This window comes from Natrinema sp. CGMCC1.2065, assembly GCF_051225675.1.
Taxonomy (GTDB): domain Archaea; phylum Halobacteriota; class Halobacteria; order Halobacteriales; family Natrialbaceae; genus Natrinema; species Natrinema thermotolerans.
Genome location: NZ_JBPJSJ010000006.1, coordinates 113,101 through 130,416 on the forward strand (window position 1 = coordinate 113,101; position 17,316 = coordinate 130,416).

Sequence of the window (17,316 nt, forward strand, 5' to 3'; positions counted from 1 at the left end):
GTGGGATATCCCGGCCCGGACGCGGTCGGTATCGGACGACCGCCCCGGAGAAGAAGGACTCGGCAGCGCCTCAGACCGATACAACCCGGATCTCGCCGTCCGCTGTGACCGTGACGAGACAGTCGCTGTACTCGAACGTCACCGAGCCGTTGGATCGGAGACCGTCCGTCCGCGGTTCGAACAGTCGCTCGAGCGCGTCGGCGTTGATCGAGTAGTGAAGCGGCTCGAGATCCGTAACCTCGACCCCCTTGTACGTTGCGACGGCGTCCGCGACGGTAACGCTGAGCGGTTCGTCGTCGAGTCTATCGTATTGGACGGCGTAGTGATCCCGGTGTGCGGTCGACTGTGATGGTGAACTCGTTTCAGTCATGTATCGTACCCCCAATGCGATCGATGGGAACTCGTCCCCCGATTCACGAGTCGTTGTAAAGAGCTTGATCGTTAACTGTATAATGGTGATTTCACGACGTGGTTAATCAATTAACCTCCTCCGTGGTCGTCCCGTCGAAGAGCGCCGCGAACAGTTTCCGCTCGGCCGACCGAACGTGCTTGTGAAACGCGGGCGAAGAGATATCAAGCGAGTCGGCGATCTCCTCGCCGGTCGCTCGACGCGGCCACTCGAAGAACCCGCCGTGATAGGCCGTCTGGACGACCTCTCGCTGGCGATCAGTAAAGGACTCGAGGAGGACCGTCCGCGTGGCCCCGCCGACCGTCTCGGGGTCGTCGGTCGGGGCCTCACGTCGCGCGACCATCGACACCGAGGGACCGCTGCGGGTGATGTCGGCAAGCAGTTCACGGATCTCGACGGCATCGGGAACGTCGACGACGGCGCGACCGCCCGACTCGTCGACCGAGAACTCGCGCAGCCGCGCGCCGTGGGTCCCGGCGATCGAGCCGAGGAACGAATCGGTCATCCGGAGCTGGACGAGCGTCTCCCCCTCGTGGTCGGCGATCGTCGTGATCTCGCTAATCCCGTCGACCGCGGCGAGGTCGACGGCCGATGCGGGATCGTCGATCGGCCCTTCGATCGCTGCGAAGACGAGCTGTGGCCCCTCGTCCGGTGCCGTCGCCCCCTCGTATCTCACGGGCGATCCGAGACGCGCCGCCAACTGACACAGCGTCGTGTCGGCTGCGACTGCGAGTTCGACCTCGGTGCGGTCGTCGCCGAACAGCGCGTTCTTGCGTTTGACGGCGTCGATCGCGTAGGCGATCGTCTCGCCGAGTTCCGACAGCATCGAGCGAAGCGTCTCGTCGACGGCGTCGCGCTCCTCGCCATAGATCGAGACGACACCGTAGCAGAACCCGTCGTAGACCAGCGGGACCGCATACACCGACTGGAAGTTCCGGGAGAGCGCCTTCCGTCGCCACTCCCCGTCGTGGACCGCGTCGGCGACGTTCTCGACGTAGACCGGGGCCTGCGTTCGCGCCGCCCGCCCCGCGGGTTCGGCCGCCGAATCGTCGACCGTCGTCGCCGTCACCGCCTCGAGATACCCCCGATCGCCCCCCTCACTGGCCCGCACCTGCAGGTGGTTCCCGCCGGGGTCGGGCTCCCCGAACCAGGCCAGCGAACACGACTCGAGGGCGGCCAGCCGCCGGGGGACGCCGCGTTCGATCTCGGCCCGGGAGTCCGCCTTCAACAGGAGTTCCTCGATCCCCTGCCGGATCTCGTTGGCGTCGTTAAGCCGCTCGAGGTGGCGGTTCTGTGCCTCGAGTTCGCGTTCGCGGTCGCGGAGCCGACGCGTCCGGCCGATCCGATCGAGCGCCGCCTCCGCGGCTCGAGCGAACAGTTCCGCGAGTTCGACCGTCTCGTCGTCGTAGGCGGCCGGGTCGGTCGACAGCGCGACGACCACGCCGTGTTCGCCCAGCGGGACGGAGAGGACGCTCCGTGCGGCCGTTTCCTCGTCGGACACCGCGGTCGAATCTCGAGTGTCGTCGTAGATCGCCGTCTCGCCGTTCACGAACGTCTCCCAGACGATGCTCCCGTCCGGCTCGATCCGTGGCGGCGAACCGAAGGTCGACTCGAACGCCGACGCGTGGGCCGCCGGCCGGAGTTCGTTCGCGCGCTCGTCGAACCGGTAGACGACGCTGTCGAGGTCGAGAACGTCGGTCGCGACCTCGACGATGGACTCGCAGGCGGCTGCCTTCGAGTCGACGCTCAACAGATGGCTGCTCGCCTCGTGGAGTCCGTTGAGCGCCTCTTGATACTGTACCCGTTCGGTAATGTCGCTTGCGACGCCGATCACGCGGTCGACGTCGCCGCCGTCGGTGATCGGTCGGTACCACATCTCGAAGACCCGGTCCGAGAGTTCCCGCCGGGAGTGGACGTCCGCGCCCTCGAGGGCACGTCTCGCGTCGTCACAGATGTCCGGATAGTCCCCGAGCTGGTCGAAAAAGGAGTCACCGACGACCTCGCCGGCATCGGTGCCGAGGTTCGCGAGCCCGCGCCCCTCCGAGAGCGTGAACGTCCCGTCCTCGTCGAGGACGAACAGGACGATCGGTGCGTTCTCGACCAACGTCTGTAGTCGCTCGGTCCGTTCGGTCAGGTCCCGCTTTCGCTGGACGCGGTCGGTGACGTCCCGCCAGTAGACCGACATCCCCGACGGCGACGGGTAGATCCGTGCCTCGATCCACGCATCGTAGGCGTCGAGGTAGCCCTCGACGGTCCGGGACTCCTGCTCGGCCATCGCTTCGGTGGCCGCGGACTGAAACGCCGTCCCGATCATCTCCGGGAACACGTCGAGGATGTGTCGGCCGAGCAGTTCGGAGCGGTCGGCCGAGAGGATCTCGAGGGCGCGGTCGTTGACGTAGGTGAACTCCCAGTCCGAATCGAGGGCGTAGAAGGCGTCGGTGACGCGTTTGAACGACTCGCTCAGTTCCCGCTCGATGCGGTGGTACTCCGTGATGTCCCGAATCGACGCGACGACGCCGTCGACGACGCCGTCTCCGAGCCGGTTGGTGAGGACGGCCTCGTGGACGTACCACGCGCCGTCGGCGTGCCGGCACGTGTACTCGACGGTCCGGGTGGTTCCCAGGTCGGCCTCGCTGACCGCCGCGAACTCGGCCGCGACCGCCGCCGTGTCGTCCTCGTGGACGTGATCGAGATAGTGTTCCCCGCGGAGGGACGCGGGATCGTAGCCGCCGGCGACTTCGACCGCCGGGCTGGCGTAGGAGATCTCCCCGCCGGCGTCGATCGTGAGTACCACTTCCGAGGAGTACTCGAGAATGATCCGGTACCACTCCGGCCCACGAACGGGCGGTCCGTCCGCCGTCGCTGCCCGCGCGTCGGTGGCGACCGCCCGCTCGAGCCGATGAGCCAGCAGCGCCGGGTTCCGGGCGGTCGTCGCGGCGATCACGTCGGTCGCCCCTCGCCGGACGTCGTCGATCGACTCGTCTCCCGTCGGGTCGAGGGCGTAGACGACCGGACACGACCCGGCGAGGTCGTCGACGACGGTCGGGTCGTCGGTCAGGACGCAGTCGGCCGCCTCGAGTCGGTCGTCGGCGAGGTCGTCGACCCCCGTGACCGGCCCCGTCACCGTCAGCCGTTCGTCGGCGAACTCCGCCGTCGACCGGGCCCACTCGGACGAACCGACGACGAGCGCGCGAACCGGCGTCGGTTCGGTCGCCGTGAAACCGCGTGTCATACGTCTGCTGGGAGCGCAGCGCGTAAAAATCTCGTGTCGGTTACGGCGTCGGCTCGCTCGCGCCGGTCAGCTCGCCTACTCGAGGGAGAGCGGGGCGTGTTCGGCCCGGTACCCATCGGCGGTGTCTACGACCTCGCAAACTGCCCACAACCGAATCTCCCGTTCCATCGCCGTCACGACCGGCGTCTCGTAGTGTTCGGCCTCGTACTCGAGGGACTCACCCGCTTCGCGGCGGCGCTCGACGAACTCGCGGTGACGTTCGAGTCGCGTCCGGCCGACCGACCGGGACAACGCCGGGAGTTCCGCGAGGTGGTCGTCGAAGGTCTCGAGAAACGCCGCCTCGAGTTCCGCACCCACGGAGTTGCGGCCGGCACACATCGCCGCCAGCGTCGTCGTTCCAGTCCCCCAGAAGGGGTCGAGAACGGTGTCTTCGTAGGCCGAATACATACAGATCAGCCGGTAGGGGATCTCGAGGGGGTAGGCCGCGGACCGCTCCCGGAGTTCGTCGTCCTCGAGGGCCTGTAGCTCGCCGGTGACTTCCGTCCAGACATCGGAGAACCAGCGGTTGCGCTCCTCCCAGAAGTAGGCGGCCTCGTACCGGCGGTCGGCGCCCGGCTCGAACGATCGCCGCTGTCCCCCCTTCCGGAAGACCAGGATGTACTCGTGTTCCAGCGTGACGTAGGCGTTTGGCGGGATCATCCCGCTGCCCATGAACTTGGCCGCGCTGTTTGCCGGCTTGCGCCAGAGGACGTCCGGCAGCGGATCGAACCCCCGCTCCTCGAACGCCGAGAGGACGCGGGCGTGGTTCGGGTAGACCCGGAAGCTGTCGTCGACCGATCGGGTCGCGTCACCCACGTTGATACAGGCGATCCCACCGTCGACCAACACCCGCTCGAGTTCGTCCCAGACCCGGTCGAGCTGGGCGTGCATCGCCTCGAACGCCGCCCGCCCGTCGCCGGCGTCTAACGCGTCCCCGACGGCCGGATCGAGATCGGTAAAGAGGTCGTCCCACATCTCGATCATCGGATAGGGGGGAGACGTGACGACGAGTTCGACGGACGCGTCGTCGACCGCGGAGAGATCGCGGGCGTCGCCGACGAACACGCGGTGGGTCGTTTCCATTGGCTACACACTGTCAGCGTCGCACCCTTAGCTCCTTCGTCACCGCCGCGACCGCGGGCCACTGCGGCGATGTTGACGGCCCGGTTGCGGGCACGAACTGACTGCGACGAAAAGGGACCGAAGGCGACTCGCGCTTACTCTTCGGTCTCTTCGTCCGCCCCCGACTCGGCCTCGGCTTCCTCGGGTTCGTCGCCCTCGCCGCCAGTGGCGGGTTCGAACTCCTCGATCGGCTCCCATTCGGCCTCCTCGTCGCCGGCGAGTCGACGACGGAGGATCGCGGCCCCAGCAAGCAGTCCGACGCCAAGCAGGAGCCGCGGCAGCACCGAGGAGCCGCCCCCGGTTTCGTCCGTCTCGGTCGTTTCCTCGCCCGTTTCGCTCGTTCCGGCCGTCGTCTCCATCACGTCCTCGATGATCTCGGGTTCCTCGATGTCCTCGATCGGCGACTCCTCGAGTTCCGGTGAGTTCCGTCCCGCCAGAAAGCCAAGCGCCGCACCGAGGCCGAACAGGGCCCCCGCGAGCGGCAGCCGCCCGCCGGAGCGTCCACCCTCCGACTCCTCGACGGCCTCGAGGATCGACTCGCGCAGCGGCGAGTCCATCCCCTTGGTGATCGCTTCCTTGACGACGAGTTCCGATAGCGTCCTGTCCTGTTGCTCCGTCTCGGGCATAATCCGCCACGACCACACCGCCGTACATAGTTCTATCCACCGTTTCCCTCGATTCGGATACGGTCCGCTCGCGTTAGACACCGGCTAACCGTTCGGAGCGAGGGGACAACCGACGTCTACCGTCGGCCCGACCACCGGCCTTGCGGGCGCGGCCGCGACGGACGACCGACTACGATCGGCTCGGAACGCGAGCCGAGACTCCCACCCGGCGAGACGGCTCGCGAACGCCGCCGCCGACCCACCCATCGATCGCGCGGCCGCGTCTCGACCGGGTAGGGAGACGGACGACGGCCCCGACGGCCAGCGAGGGCGGTACGATCCTCGCGCGTCGATCCGGCCTCCCTCGAGGGGCGGGAAAGCCGACCCTTCCCGACCTATAAAACTGCGTCGGCCGCTTTCCCGCGGGTCGCCGCGTCGAACGGGTTCCATAACGAAAGGGCTCCCCCGAAAGACGACCGGACATGAGCGTTATCCGCCGGACGGAGGTCCTCGGCCGGACGACGCGACGACGCGTGGTTGGGGTGACGGCCGCGCTCTCGGCCGCGGCCGTGGAAACGCTCGGGGTCGGGCTCTGGTTCGGGTTAGTCGTCGGCTCGCGGACGACGACGACCGCGCTCGCGGGGCTCGGGGTGTTGTTCTGTGGCGCACTCCTCAGGACGGTCGTCGTCGACGCGACGATCGGCGACCTCGGCGATCTCCTGCAACCGCACCGACTCGCCGCGCCGCTGTTGCTCACCGGCGGCTGGATCTGCTGGCTGCTCGTGGCCGAACTGGTCGGCGACGTGGCCGGCGTCGCCGTCGCGACGGTCGTCCTGACCGCGGTCCTCACCGCACAGTGTCGCCTCGAGCGACGCGTCTGCGATCGCTACGCGCGCTACCGGACGGGCTGGCTCGTCGGCCCGGGCCTGCTGTTGGCGCTCGGGGCCGCCGCGCTGCTGGCCTCCGCCTGGTTCACCGGCTGGACCCTCTCCTCGGGGCCGATTTCGCTCGGGGTCACGACGGTCGTCGTCCGCCTCGAGGCCGTCCACCTCGGCGCGGTGGCGTTCGGCTTCGCGGCCGTTCTCGCCCACCAACGCCGGTTCCAGCGGCTCCTGGGCACCTGATCACTTCCCCTCCGCACCGACGTTCTGGTCGCTCTCGAAGGAGTCCGGATCCGGCTCGATCGTCGCGTACTGGACGGCCCGCCGTCCCAGCGTCTCGACCCGTGTAGCCAGTTTCGGATCGACGAACTCGCCGCCGTCGAACGCGTCGCCGGCGTTCGGAATCGCCGCCTCGTGGGGGATCACCCACGCGTTCAGCGCCCGACAGACCGACCGCATATGCTCGAGGGCCGTCACGGGGAAGGCACCGCCCGACACCGCGAGCAGGCCGACCGTCGTGTCCTCGAACTCGTCGAACCCGCAGTAGTCGAGCGCCGTTTTCAGCGGCGACGAGTACGAGCCGTGATACATCGGTGACCCCAACAGGACCGTGTCCGCATCCCGGACCCGCGCGGCCAGTGCCGCGGCGTCGCCGGCGTCTTCCCGGTCCCGATCCGCATCGAAGACCGGCAGTTCGTACTCACGGAGGTCCAGCAACTCGGTACTCGCGCCGGCCCCCTCGGCGGCTGCAAGCGCCCGCTCGAGCGCGGTCCGGGTGTGGCTTCCGTCACGGAGGCTGCCACACAGTGCGGTCACGCGAACGTCGTCGTCGCTCATGGATCGTCAGATGACCGGCAGCGGGAAAAGCGATCCGAAAGAAACGCTCGTTGACAGGAGGGGGCGCGATCCGACGGCCCTTTGCTCCCGGGCTCCGAACTGGCCGCCGTGCAGACAGTCGTCTCGGTTCTCCTCGAGGAAGCGCTCCCGCGCGTGGTGACGATCACGCTGTTGATCGGCGCGGGCGTCGGGCTGGCGAACCTCGCGGTGGAGTACGGTCTCGTCACGGTCGTCGCTCGGGTCGGGCGCTATCTCACGGAGCCGGCGAACCTCCCCCCGGAGGTCGGCACCGCCGTCCTCACGAACACCGTCTCGGTGACCGCAGGCTACGGCATGCTCGCGGAGTTCCGCGAGGAGGGGCTGTTGGACGACCGCGCGACGCTGATCGCCGTCGTCATCAACACGTTCTTCGGCTTCGTCCAGCACATCTTCACCTACTACGGCCCGGTCCTCGTCCCCATCCTGGGGGTCCAGGTCGGGCTCATGTACGTCGGCGCGCGTGCGGGGATCTCGCTTGGCATCTCGCTCGTTGGCCTGCTCGCCGGTGCCGTCCTCCTCCGTGGCTACGAGTACGACCCCCACGCACTCGACCCCGAGACGCCCGAGGAAGAGGTCCGGACGACCCGCGACAAGTTCCGCGCCGCCGGCACGAGTACGCTCGAGCGACTCCGATCGATCGTACCCCGACTGGCCGTCGTCTACTCGCTGGTCTTTCTCGCGCTCGAGTACTCCGATCGGATCCTCGAAGCCCTTGCCGAGGTCGGGATCACCGAGCCGGCCGCGGCCGTCGACCCGATCGCCGGCCTGCTCGGCCTACCGGGCGCGGCGGTCCCGGTGATCCTCGTCTCGCTGGTCGATCCGACGACCGGCGCGATCACGGTCGCGCCGCTGATCGGGGACGTCCTGTCGCCCGATCAGGCGGTGATCACGCTGCTGGTCGGGGGCCTGGTGTCGCTGACGATCGGCACCGTCAAGCGCTCGATCCCGTTCCAGTTCGGCATCTGGGGCGCGTCGTTCGGGACGAAGGTGATCGTCGTCAACGTCGGGCTGAAAGCCGCGTTCATCCTCGTCGCCATCGCCGTCTTCTTCGTCGCCTGAAACGGGCTGCCTGCGTCGGCGCTCGCTCGAGCGGGCGAAAAATCAGTGTCGGCCCATTGACCTCGACGGCGGACCGTGGACAGCGACGACGCTACGCACTCGCGGCCGACGCGCTCGTCGTTCGGACGCTCCCGTAGATCCCGATCAGCGACAGGATCGCGATGAAAACGCCGGCCAGTCCGTTGATCCCGACGGCAAGCGCCTGTGACGAATTGATCACGTAGGGAGCGGCCGCGATCCAGACGCCGAGCAGCGTCAGCACCGCGGCGAGGACGATGCTCGGCGACCGCTGCTCGCCGGTCCGGTAGGCGTGAACCGAGGCCAGCAGGGCGACGAGCGCACCGACGAGGACGTTGTGGATACCAAGCGTGTCGGTGATGGTAAAGACCGCCGTCGAAACCATGACGAACGCCCCCAAGACCGCGGTCAGTCCCGCCGTTCGTTCGACCAGTACCGCCGCATCGTCCGCTTGGTGGGTACTCATATTCGGTACTACTGACAGCCACGCATATGAGAGCAGCGGCGATTCCTCGCGACGGGGACTCGAGCAGCGCCGGTATCCGGCGGAGCCACGGCGGTTACCGACCGGATCACGTGGACTGTCGGAAGTCATTGCCGAGGCACCCACAGGACGGGCGCGGTTACACCCGACAACCGTTACGACGAGCCGTCTCAGGCCCGGGTTCGCGCACGCTCCGGCGTGTCGGCCTTATTGTTGGCGTAGGCGTTGTACGCCGCGAGGGCCGCGACGAGCAGCCCCGAGATCGCCGTCCCGGTCGCCAGCGCGTTGCCGCCCATGTCGATAAACGAGGGCGAGACGAGCGCCCACAGCCCCAGCAGGACCGTTAGCGACGCCACCCCGACGCTGGCCAGTCGGTCCTTCGACAGCCGGTAGAAGTTGTAGCCGGCCGTCAGGAAGATCGCCGTCCCGACCAGCGTATCGTTCCAGACCGCCGCGTCCGTCGACTCGAGCAGGAACGGCGACGCGACCAGATACAGGCCAAGCAGCGCCGCGAGGGCGCTGACCCACTGCATCACGTCGGTGTTGAGCGAGTTGTAGTCGGTGCGGGTCCGGCGTTCGGTTTCGGATGCGTCGCTCATGTTTCTCAACCGAGGGTAGCCGAGTGTCGGTGATAACGACAGTGCCTGCAGTCGTCGGGCGGTTCATACCGGCTCGGGATGCGGGCCGGCCGGTGGCGAATACGAACTGTTGGACGACACGCAGGACGGATTCTAAGCGAGATCGACGCGGCTCTCAGTCTCACCGACTCCGAGCGGCCACGAGAACAGACACATCGTGTCACTCCACATCGATCGGTGGCTCGGAGACACCAGCAGGCTCGAGTTCGGCAACCGCTCTCAGGGCGTCGATGCTCTGATACGAATCAAGATCGTACGTGTCCAGCGTTTCAGCCGCGAGAACCCACGCCTGTCTCGCCAATTCGGAGTCGGTGTCCTGATGGCGGTACGAAAACTCCGCTAATGCCGCAGCGATCAGTAGGTCATCGCGGAGACGATCGATACTCATGCGCGTAAACATATATCACAGCACATAAATAGATTGTCGTGGCTCAGAGTTCGAGGTACAATCGTATATTCGAATTTGATTACGAACACGCGTCGGCAATACAGGTCACATTCGAATAGTTGCACACACGACCCCAGAATCCACTGGGGTTCGACGCACTGAATGACCCGTTTCCGGCCCGAAAGTAGCGGAACCTATCGGTCACTCGGAGACGAACGACGGGTCAAACGATGGATCGACTCGAGAGATGCACACGAGGTGTCGCGACTCGTGTGCATATTCGGGAATCGAATTCTATCGACGTGTGACCCTTGGCGGTAGTACATGTTCAACGGATCTGCTACCGCATATTACAGATTGAACAAGGTGGAACTGAGTACATTTTGTCCAATGATAATTAAGTACTTCGCGAGTAGGAGATCATGATGTTTACTAACATCATTGCGGTCAGACGAGCGGGAGAACAGCTAAACAACGCGGCTGTCGCATGCCAGGTCTCTCAAAACGCTTGCGAGACGCTACAGACAGTCCAACAGAAGCACCAACAACTTGAGCGATTCCACGTGAGCCCCGAGGTCTACTACCGCTAACAGCGGCAACTCGAGGCTCCGAGATCCCCTTCTAAGCAGACTCGACAACCCTCCTTGTCAAGGTTCCACCTTATCCAAGCAGTGGGGTAGCGCCACTGTAAGGTCTGTTTCGGCCGGTATATCTTGGCTCGCAGTAAGCGGCGCGCGCTCTGCGCGCCGCGCATTGCCCTGCCCCCTTAGGGGCATTTTCCTTGACGTACGAAGGGAGGCGAACAGTGGATAACTATGCCAGCCGTCTCTCAGCCTCCTCAAGCACCTCGTCTAAATCAAAGCGCCAAATTTCTGGCCCGACTTCATATCCTCCGTGGCTCTTTCCTTTTTGGCCTTCTATCTCTTCATAGTCATATCCGATTACGATGCCCTCGTCTTCGTCACAAACAAGCCATCCTGAATCTGAAGGATCTCCCGTCGGTAGTTCATCAATTTCGATTGTATACTTCACTATTGTAAGGTCGGTTTCAGTGAGTTCAGAGATCTCCATAGGACTACGAACACGAGGATGAATAATGAACCCTTCACACGTTGATATACTGATAATATCCTCAGGAGATTAGATTTGGATCCGACTATGTACTGGTGCCGGAATTCAAGTTGAGATATCAGTTAGTTTCTGGCGTTTCTTCATCTAACGTGATATCTGGTTCATCGGGCAACTCCCCTCCCTCTTGGTTAAGTTTGTCTCTGAGATGCTTGAACACATAAATGAGACCACATGCCCATAGAGTGAATATGAAGGTAGGTTCAATCCACTGTGGAAATCCTTTGGCGATAGTGACTCCCGAAACCCGGAGCAAATAAGCAACTAATGGCCCCCCAATTGAAAGAATAATCGTCGCTACCGTAGCCCGGAGGATTTCCCTAATCTGAGATGGATCTAAGGACTCATAACGGCTGACAAGCCGTTTGCGCTCATCTTGGAAAGACCGAATCTCCGTCATTGTCTCAATCCATTGGCGATAGTTCCGATTAAACCGTTCCTCAGTATGAATCTGCCACTGCTGTTCTATCTGGTGGTTGCTTGCCATTATCTCCGGGTCTACTTGAGTAAAAGATCCATCCATTCTATAGAGACTAGAGGTCGATGTCAAGGCTTCCTGAATATCCCCAAAATGCTCTTGGAGAATATTGTGCTGTTCCTCATTGAGACTATCAACACCAAGATATTCTGCAAACTCACGTTGTAATCTGCGAGGTGTGAGGTCATCTGGGCTTATATCAAACTCAGAACCAACATGATCTTGAATAAACTCGTCTACTTGATCTTGTGCCTGCTCATGACGTTGACTGGCCTCTTCTCGCTCTCGAATCTCCTCAAGAGTATCCCGGAAGTGTTCGTATTGGGTATTTAAGTTAGTTAGTCGAGCATCAATTATCTCGATACGCCGTTCAATGCGTTTTCGTTGGACATTGTGGTTTGAAAGGTTACTTGCGAGCAGTGCGGTGAGAATACCGATGAAGACGCTAGCAGATGTCGCGAGCGCCGTATAGAAACCTGTCACCATCCGTCAGTTATTTCCTTATTCTATGATTGAAACTTGCTCGCTCTAAAAGCGTTTGTCTCTGGGTAAGTCACAACATTCTATCGCTGGAGTACAAATCAGTGAACAAGAGAAGTATCGGGAACCATCGTTTCGTGTGCTTCAACTGGAAATCTGTCTGCGGAGATAGGGTGGGGCGCTGTAATTTTTTGGCGCTGTCGCCTTGGCGACACCCGCCAAGGGGGCGTTCACGCGAAGCGCGAAACGACCCCGCCGGCGTTGCGGTGCGATCGCGGTGCTGACCCCTGCCTTCGAGCCACTGGTGACAACCAGAGTTGCAGACGAAACCGTGGTAGTCAACCTAACTTGCAGAAAAGAGGGGTCCTGAGAGTGTTGCCACTACCCAGACCGGTTCACCGATCCGCGACCGCATCGACGAATCCGGTTTCAGTCCCACCGCCCGGCGTCGTCCAGGTCAGCTCGGCGCTACGGAGGACCGTGGGATCGTTCCCTGACTTCGACCACTTCTCGAGGGCCTCACTCGCGATCGTCGCGACAGTCTCGACGCTATCGGCCTTCAGTCTGGAACGGATCGTATCGATTCACATTCGGCGAGTCGTCGTTCTCGTCGGCCTCGAGCGTGGTACCGCTCTTCGTGGGATCTACCTGCCGTAAACTCGAGACCGTCACTCACGACCGTTGTCTCGAATAGGTGTCGGAGGGGATTTGAACAACGCCTGCGAACCTGCTCACTACGGTCGCAGAACCGCAGTCTCGTTCAAATCCTCCTCGTCCAATACGCGCCGCTCGCGAGTTTGCGAGCGGCGAGAATATGGGGTCGGAGGGTCCGCAACCGAGCGGTTGTTGATGCTTCGGTGCGACTGGTAACCGCCGTCTGCGTAATCTGTCGTGAAATATTTGTGATCTGTTGCATGGTCATTGGTCCCCCTCGTCGTTCGTGATGTCCATGTTCTCCGTGAGGGGCCGCCGGCGATCGAGATCCTGCTCGTGGTCGGGCTTGTCGTAGTAGCGCCGGATCGTCTCCGGCGACGCCGCGACGCGCCGGGCCACCTTCACGTAACTCAGCCCCTGGTTCAGCTGCCACGTGATCGACCCCGTCCGGATCGCGTGGGGCGCCCGACTCGAGGGACACTTACTCGCGTGCGTGCGCTGGGTGAACTTGCAGGTCGCCCGATTCCGCCCGTGCGGGCAGGCTACGTCCAGACACGGCTGGGTGACCAAATACGCCCACGAGCGGATTGTCCCCTCGGAGGCCCGGCCCTGCCGCGTCGTGAACAGTGGCTTCCGCCCCTGGTCGTCCCGGACGTCGAACCGCTCGCGAGCGACGTAATGCTCGATCGCGTCGGCGACGTCTTCGGAGACGATGACGTTCCGCTCGTGGTCCTTGCCGTCCTTCAGTCGCGTCGGCGGCCGATGACGGAACCGGAGCGTCCGCTCGTCAGGATCCCAGTCACCGAGATCGAGCGCACGGATGCAACTGATGCGGGGCCCGACGTGCCAGAGCAACTCGAGTAGCGCGTGCTTCGCGACGCCGTGATGGCGCCGGGAGTTCCGATAGAACTCCAGCAGCGATCGGGCGTCGGTGGCCTCGAGCTTGTCGTCGCTGGTCTCCTCCTCCTTCGACAGCTCCGGGATGTTCACCTTCGCCGGGAGATCGTCGTCGACGACGTCGACCGACGCACAGAAGTCGAGCAGTTGCTTCAGCGCGACCAGCTGCCCTTTCAGCGTCGTCGGAGCAACGTCGACCTCCTCGCGATGGGCGCGGTACTCGTCCAGGAGCCAGCCGTCGAGCTCGGACATCGACTCGATCTCGGCCTCCTCGGCCCACTCGACGAAGCGAGTGAGCCGATTGTTGTAGCTCCGGAGGGTGTTTTCCGTGTTCTCGGACTTCCGCCGCGCGAGGAACCTGTCTCGAGCTTCCCGTGGGGTCAGGTCTCGGTTCTGACTCATCGATCTATCTCGCTACTTTCGAAAACCTCATCGACGCTCGAGTGGCGGTCCTCGCACCAGCGGGTGAGACAGCGGCTACCGATTTTCTCGAGGCCGCACGTGGAACAGACCTCACTGCCCACCCGACTCACCTCCGGCCTCGTCGGGATCGATCCCACGGAAGCGCATGTCCGCCTCGGGGAGGTCGACGGCCGCGAACGCGTCGCGCGACTCCCACTTGTTCCGCAGCTCGCGACTGATGAACCGGTAGCCGCGACAGAGCGCGCACGTGTTGTTCCCGTGAGTACAGCGCCCGTTCGCGTGACAGAGATCGTCGTAGCACTCGATGTACTCGCCGGATCCGTCACAGCGGATGCAGCGGACAAATCCCTCGGGCGCTTCGCGAAGTCCGCCGTCGGCACGCAGCCGACCGCCTTCGAGGCGCTCGTCACAGCAACGCAGTGCAGCCTCGAGGTCCAGGTACCGCCGACCGCAAAGATCGCAGCTGTGACCGAACCGCTCGAGTCGGCAGGAGCGACACAGCGGGACCGGGACCTCTTCGTAGCCAAAGCCGTCCTGATGTGGGATCACGATCTCGCGGATAGAAACGTCGTGTCGCGGGACGACGTGTTCGCAGTCGTAGCAGCGAATCGAATGGTCGTCGGCGACCTCGCCGGCACGCTGCTCGAGCAGTTCCTCGGAGTTCGGGCGGGAATCTTCGGTCATCATGAATCACCATTCTGCCAGTTCTCGGGACTGCCCCAGCGGAACTGGGGATGCTCGTCCTCGTCGCGATCGCGTTCGAACAGCCGATCCTGGATATCCCTCTGGAGTGCGCGGCCGCTGCGATCGCGCGGTTCGTGCTCCGCGTGGTGGTGATCATCCACCCGCGCGGAGAGATCGTCCATCGCCTCGAGCAGTTCACACAGCACGGCGTTCTGGTAGCGTAGCTCGGTCGCGATCGCCTCCATCGCCTCCGCCTGCCGCTCGAGGACGTGCCGGTCGTCAGTCATCGAGCATCGCCTCCTCGGCCTTGACAACGCGCTGGAAGCGCTCGCGGTCACCGCCAGCGTCCGGGTGATGTTCTTTCTTCTTCGCTCGAGCCGCCGCCTTGACGACGCCGTCGTCGGCGTCCGGCGAGATCTCGAGAACCTCGTGCGGCGGTTCACTCGCGACAACGGCGTCGTCGTCTGCAGCTGGCAACCGGGCCGTTGCGAACTCGGACTGGCCCGTGGCGACCGGCCGATTCTCCATCTTCCGCTTTTCGGCGACGTACAGCCCGATCGCGCGAGCGTTGTCCCGCGGCCGCGTGTAGTAATCACAGGCAACCGCGAACTGGTCACCGCCCATCGACCACCGAAGCACGACACCCGGATCTTCGGGCTGGGGCTGGTTCGCGTACGGGTAGTTCGGGTCCCGAGACTGGTGGTCCATCGCTGTCTCGAGCCGCCAGTCGTCGACACCCAGCCGATCCATCTCGGTCTCGATATCGTTGATCGACTGCTCGAGATCGACGTCGAATTTCGTCGTTCGCTTACGTTCGGCCGTCTCGGTCTGCTCGAGTTCTGCTGGCCAGTTGAGCGTCATCGCTGACCACCGCCCAGGTGGGCGCAACTGATCCGGTAGCGCTGACACTCGGAACACCAGACGGTCTCGGGCTCGCTGATCCAGTTCATGCGCAACCACCCGCGTTCGGGTTCTCGGTCTGACAGCGCGGACAACGTAGCGGGTTGACCAGCGGGTGAACCGACCGACCACAGTCCGGGCAGTCCCAGAGTCCTCCGTCCGTCGCAATCTCTTTCTCCTGCTCTTCGTCCTCGTCCTCGCAGTTATCGCTCGGGAGGCCGTGGTACTCCTCGAGGCGTTCAGGACAGACGTCGATCGAGTGACCCGACAGGTCGCAGTATCCGCACGGCATCACTCGCCACCTCCGTCGCCGTCCACGGGCAGCCAACTCGGGCGCGGGCCGTTCGGTCCGAGGCCGTGAACGCGCCGGATCTTCTCCTCTTCGCGGAGCCGCCGGCAGTACTTCGCGACGGCCTTCCGACCGCGGTCGATCTCCCCGGCGATCGTCTGCGTCGCGACGCCGCCGTTCGCGCCGTCGGTCTCGCCCGCGGCCGCCAGCTCGCGGATCGCCTCGAGCGTCGCCTCGCGCGCTTCCGGCGGCCGCCCCATCTTCGAGGACATCACTCCTCACCTCCGTCAGCAACGACCTCGCGTTCCTCGCGCTCGCCGACGGCCAGCCCGAGCGCGTCGGCTCGGCGCTCGACGCGATGCTTGAGCATCCGCCGACCGGCGTCGGTCAGCTGGTACTCGTTGGTTCGCCGATCCAGTTCGACGATCTCGACAAAGCCGAACTCCGCGAGTTCGTTCAGGTTCGGGTAGAGTCGGCCGTGGTTGACCTCCTCGCCACGGTCGTCCTCGAGGTCGCGCTTGATCGCCAGCCCGTACGACGTCTCGCCGTCGCGCTTGAGGCGGGCGATCGCCTCGAGGCAGTCCCGCTGGAACGCGGAGAGGTCGCCCCACGTCGCGCTGCCGTCCGCGACGATCTCCCGATCGCCATCGTCGTCATCGTCTCGGTTGCGTCGGGCGCGGTGTTTCGCCTCGGCGAGACGGTCGTCGCCGAACGTCTCGCGCGCGATCGCGTTCAGCACGTCCAAGTCGGCGACGCCGTCGCCCTCGAGCGCGGTCTCGAACAACTCCGCAAGGACCGCGCGTGTGATCGGTTCTGGGATCTCGCTGAACTCGAGGCCGTAGTCCGTGATCCGGCGGAAGCCGTTCTCTCTGTACCGGCAGCCGTTCCACTCGGACTCTGCCATGTACCACTCGCCGCCCGAAGCGGGTGCGAAGCGAATCTTGCGCTGCGTTCCGCCCGCCGTCTCGTAGCAGAGCGTCAGGCTCTGGGACGGACTCGTAGCTGTCTCAGAAGTCGATTCCGCAGTCGTTGCGGGGTTGTTAAGTCCCCGCGTCGTGTCGTCTTGCATGGCTTTCGTACCTCGGATACGAGAGCCGCGCGGACCCGGTGTCACCAGCACCGGCCCGCAGATTTTGTGCGGACCCAACTGACAGTCAGGTCCACGTGGATCTCTCGTGACCCACAGTCTTGTTCCTGCAAACATAAACCTAACCCACAGAACCAAGTGTCTAACACTTGTTTTTGTGGGTGTGCGAAATGCTATGAAAATAGTAAAAACAGAACCGTGCCTTGAAGCACGGGATGGAACCGAGGTTGGCAGAATGGATGACTCCGGTTGATAGAGACATCCTTGAACTCCTTCGGAACGAGGGTGGCGTGAAGGAGCTTGTTCTGACACCTCGGGTGATTTCCGACAATACGGACTGGTCAAGGGATACGATTCGCGAACATCTGATGATACTACGTGAAAAGGGCTTAGTCGAGTACTACGACGAGCCCGGAGCAGTTCATCAGCTAACCGACGACGGTAGAGGGTACATAAACGGCGAGGTCCCGCCCGAAGACTTCGAGGACGACGAAGAATAGCCCCACAGACCACCTTCATGTTCGCGGCCGAGACTTTATCCGACA

20 protein-coding genes are annotated in these 17,316 nt (G+C 63.8%); 3 read left to right on the plus strand and 17 right to left on the minus strand.

The genetic code is table 11. From position 1 onward, the window contains the following. Window positions 1-70 precede the first annotated feature (70 nt). From ACSBP4_RS08510 to ACSBP4_RS08525, 4 genes are all read right to left on the minus strand, one after another. The gene (locus ACSBP4_RS08510; protein ID WP_435551926.1) at window positions 71-370 is read right to left on the minus strand and encodes a HalOD1 output domain-containing protein; all 300 of its coding nucleotides are present in this window, start codon (window positions 368-370) and stop codon (window positions 71-73) included. Between the two features lie 106 nt (window positions 371-476). Further along, window positions 477-3,641: a PAS domain S-box protein gene (locus ACSBP4_RS08515; RefSeq protein ID WP_435551927.1), complete on the minus strand. Its 3,165-nt coding sequence runs from the start codon at window positions 3,639-3,641 to the stop codon at window positions 477-479. A gap of 75 nt (window positions 3,642-3,716) precedes the next feature. Beyond that, window positions 3,717-4,763: a DNA-methyltransferase gene (locus tag ACSBP4_RS08520; RefSeq protein ID WP_435551928.1), complete on the minus strand. Its 1,047-nt coding sequence runs from the start codon at window positions 4,761-4,763 to the stop codon at window positions 3,717-3,719. 134 nt (window positions 4,764-4,897) lie between these two features. Continuing rightward, on the minus strand, window positions 4,898-5,428 hold the full coding sequence (locus tag ACSBP4_RS08525) for a hypothetical protein (protein WP_373632675.1): 531 nt from the start codon (window positions 5,426-5,428) through the stop codon (window positions 4,898-4,900). 461 nt (window positions 5,429-5,889) lie between these two features. On the opposite strand from ACSBP4_RS08525, the gene ACSBP4_RS08530 reads away from it, so the two are divergent. After that, window positions 5,890-6,531 carry a hypothetical protein gene (locus tag ACSBP4_RS08530; protein ID WP_435551929.1) on the plus strand — a complete coding sequence of 214 codons (642 nt, stop codon included), beginning with the start codon at window positions 5,890-5,892 and terminating at the stop codon, window positions 6,529-6,531. On the opposite strand, the gene ACSBP4_RS08535 is transcribed toward ACSBP4_RS08530, so the two are convergent. Further along, window positions 6,532-7,125 (minus strand): NADPH-dependent FMN reductase, encoded by a 594-nt coding sequence (locus tag ACSBP4_RS08535; RefSeq protein ID WP_049966834.1) that lies wholly within the window; start codon window positions 7,123-7,125, stop codon window positions 6,532-6,534. It abuts the gene before it with no gap. Window positions 7,126-7,233: 108 nt separating this feature from the next. On the opposite strand from ACSBP4_RS08535, the gene ACSBP4_RS08540 reads away from it, so the two are divergent. Beyond that, window positions 7,234-8,223, plus strand: a complete 990-nt coding sequence (locus ACSBP4_RS08540; RefSeq protein WP_435551930.1) for a nucleoside recognition protein — start codon at window positions 7,234-7,236, stop codon at window positions 8,221-8,223. A 91-nt stretch (window positions 8,224-8,314) separates the two neighbouring features. Here the strand turns inward: ACSBP4_RS08540 and ACSBP4_RS08545 are convergent, their stop codons facing one another. The 12 genes from ACSBP4_RS08545 to ACSBP4_RS08600 form a co-directional block, all read right to left on the minus strand. After that, window positions 8,315-8,707: an SPW repeat domain-containing protein gene (locus ACSBP4_RS08545; protein WP_435551931.1), complete on the minus strand. Its 393-nt coding sequence runs from the start codon at window positions 8,705-8,707 to the stop codon at window positions 8,315-8,317. A 188-nt stretch (window positions 8,708-8,895) separates the two neighbouring features. Next, a complete protein-coding gene (locus ACSBP4_RS08550; RefSeq protein WP_049966836.1) occupies window positions 8,896-9,324 on the minus strand; it encodes an SPW repeat domain-containing protein in 429 nt (142 codons plus the stop codon). Window positions 9,325-9,523: 199 nt separating this feature from the next. After that, complete coding sequence (locus tag ACSBP4_RS08555) at window positions 9,524-9,751, minus strand: hypothetical protein (RefSeq protein WP_435551932.1); 228 nt, start codon at window positions 9,749-9,751, stop codon at window positions 9,524-9,526. Window positions 9,752-10,564: 813 nt separating this feature from the next. Next, window positions 10,565-10,822 (minus strand): hypothetical protein, encoded by a 258-nt coding sequence (locus tag ACSBP4_RS08560; RefSeq protein WP_435551933.1) that lies wholly within the window; start codon window positions 10,820-10,822, stop codon window positions 10,565-10,567. Window positions 10,823-10,940: 118 nt separating this feature from the next. After that, complete coding sequence (locus ACSBP4_RS08565) at window positions 10,941-11,843, minus strand: hypothetical protein (RefSeq protein ID WP_435551934.1); 903 nt, start codon at window positions 11,841-11,843, stop codon at window positions 10,941-10,943. 912 nt (window positions 11,844-12,755) lie between these two features. After that, window positions 12,756-13,790 carry a tyrosine-type recombinase/integrase gene (locus tag ACSBP4_RS08570; protein WP_435551935.1) on the minus strand — a complete coding sequence of 345 codons (1,035 nt, stop codon included), beginning with the start codon at window positions 13,788-13,790 and terminating at the stop codon, window positions 12,756-12,758. Between the two features lie 111 nt (window positions 13,791-13,901). Further along, complete coding sequence (locus ACSBP4_RS08575) at window positions 13,902-14,495, minus strand: hypothetical protein (RefSeq protein WP_435551936.1); 594 nt, start codon at window positions 14,493-14,495, stop codon at window positions 13,902-13,904. Next, window positions 14,495-14,782, minus strand: coding sequence for a hypothetical protein (locus ACSBP4_RS08580; RefSeq protein ID WP_435551937.1), 288 nt, complete (start codon window positions 14,780-14,782; stop codon window positions 14,495-14,497). The genes ACSBP4_RS08575 and ACSBP4_RS08580 overlap by 1 nt, the downstream gene beginning before the upstream one ends. Continuing rightward, window positions 14,775-15,356 (minus strand): J domain-containing protein, encoded by a 582-nt coding sequence (locus ACSBP4_RS08585; protein ID WP_435551938.1) that lies wholly within the window; start codon window positions 15,354-15,356, stop codon window positions 14,775-14,777. The genes ACSBP4_RS08580 and ACSBP4_RS08585 overlap by 8 nt, the downstream gene beginning before the upstream one ends. 85 nt (window positions 15,357-15,441) lie before the next feature. After that, window positions 15,442-15,687: a hypothetical protein gene (locus ACSBP4_RS08590; protein ID WP_435551939.1), complete on the minus strand. Its 246-nt coding sequence runs from the start codon at window positions 15,685-15,687 to the stop codon at window positions 15,442-15,444. After that, window positions 15,687-15,956: a hypothetical protein gene (locus tag ACSBP4_RS08595; RefSeq protein WP_435551940.1), complete on the minus strand. Its 270-nt coding sequence runs from the start codon at window positions 15,954-15,956 to the stop codon at window positions 15,687-15,689. Before ACSBP4_RS08595 ends, ACSBP4_RS08590 begins: the two co-directional genes overlap by 1 nt. Continuing rightward, window positions 15,956-16,753, minus strand: a complete 798-nt coding sequence (locus ACSBP4_RS08600; RefSeq protein ID WP_435551941.1) for a PadR family transcriptional regulator — start codon at window positions 16,751-16,753, stop codon at window positions 15,956-15,958. Before ACSBP4_RS08600 ends, ACSBP4_RS08595 begins: the two co-directional genes overlap by 1 nt. Window positions 16,754-17,010: 257 nt before the next feature. Here ACSBP4_RS08600 and ACSBP4_RS08605 point away from each other — a divergent pair, with 257 nt between their 5' ends. Continuing rightward, complete coding sequence (locus ACSBP4_RS08605; protein WP_435551942.1) at window positions 17,011-17,271, plus strand: winged helix-turn-helix domain-containing protein; 261 nt, start codon at window positions 17,011-17,013, stop codon at window positions 17,269-17,271. Window positions 17,272-17,316 lie beyond the last annotated feature (45 nt).

Coding starts and splice junctions, on each gene's coding strand:
- ACSBP4_RS08510 (WP_435551926.1), bottom strand. CDS start 370: ATGACTGAAACGAGTTCACCATCACAGTCGACCGCACACCGGGATCAC.
- ACSBP4_RS08515 (WP_435551927.1), bottom strand. CDS start 3,641: ATGACACGCGGTTTCACGGCGACCGAACCGACGCCGGTTCGCGCGCTC.
- ACSBP4_RS08520 (WP_435551928.1), bottom strand. CDS start 4,763: ATGGAAACGACCCACCGCGTGTTCGTCGGCGACGCCCGCGATCTCTCC.
- ACSBP4_RS08525 (WP_373632675.1), bottom strand. CDS start 5,428: ATGCCCGAGACGGAGCAACAGGACAGGACGCTATCGGAACTCGTCGTC.
- ACSBP4_RS08530 (WP_435551929.1), top strand. CDS start 5,890: ATGAGCGTTATCCGCCGGACGGAGGTCCTCGGCCGGACGACGCGACGA.
- ACSBP4_RS08535 (WP_049966834.1), bottom strand. CDS start 7,125: ATGAGCGACGACGACGTTCGCGTGACCGCACTGTGTGGCAGCCTCCGT.
- ACSBP4_RS08545 (WP_435551931.1), bottom strand. CDS start 8,707: ATGAGTACCCACCAAGCGGACGATGCGGCGGTACTGGTCGAACGAACG.
- ACSBP4_RS08550 (WP_049966836.1), bottom strand. CDS start 9,324: ATGAGCGACGCATCCGAAACCGAACGCCGGACCCGCACCGACTACAAC.
- ACSBP4_RS08555 (WP_435551932.1), bottom strand. CDS start 9,751: ATGAGTATCGATCGTCTCCGCGATGACCTACTGATCGCTGCGGCATTA.
- ACSBP4_RS08560 (WP_435551933.1), bottom strand. CDS start 10,822: ATGGAGATCTCTGAACTCACTGAAACCGACCTTACAATAGTGAAGTAT.
- ACSBP4_RS08565 (WP_435551934.1), bottom strand. CDS start 11,843: ATGGTGACAGGTTTCTATACGGCGCTCGCGACATCTGCTAGCGTCTTC.
- ACSBP4_RS08570 (WP_435551935.1), bottom strand. CDS start 13,790: ATGAGTCAGAACCGAGACCTGACCCCACGGGAAGCTCGAGACAGGTTC.
- ACSBP4_RS08575 (WP_435551936.1), bottom strand. CDS start 14,495: ATGACCGAAGATTCCCGCCCGAACTCCGAGGAACTGCTCGAGCAGCGT.
- ACSBP4_RS08580 (WP_435551937.1), bottom strand. CDS start 14,782: ATGACTGACGACCGGCACGTCCTCGAGCGGCAGGCGGAGGCGATGGAG.
- ACSBP4_RS08585 (WP_435551938.1), bottom strand. CDS start 15,356: ATGACGCTCAACTGGCCAGCAGAACTCGAGCAGACCGAGACGGCCGAA.
- ACSBP4_RS08590 (WP_435551939.1), bottom strand. CDS start 15,687: ATGCCGTGCGGATACTGCGACCTGTCGGGTCACTCGATCGACGTCTGT.
- ACSBP4_RS08595 (WP_435551940.1), bottom strand. CDS start 15,956: ATGTCCTCGAAGATGGGGCGGCCGCCGGAAGCGCGCGAGGCGACGCTC.
- ACSBP4_RS08600 (WP_435551941.1), bottom strand. CDS start 16,753: ATGCAAGACGACACGACGCGGGGACTTAACAACCCCGCAACGACTGCG.
- ACSBP4_RS08605 (WP_435551942.1), top strand. CDS start 17,011: ATGACTCCGGTTGATAGAGACATCCTTGAACTCCTTCGGAACGAGGGT.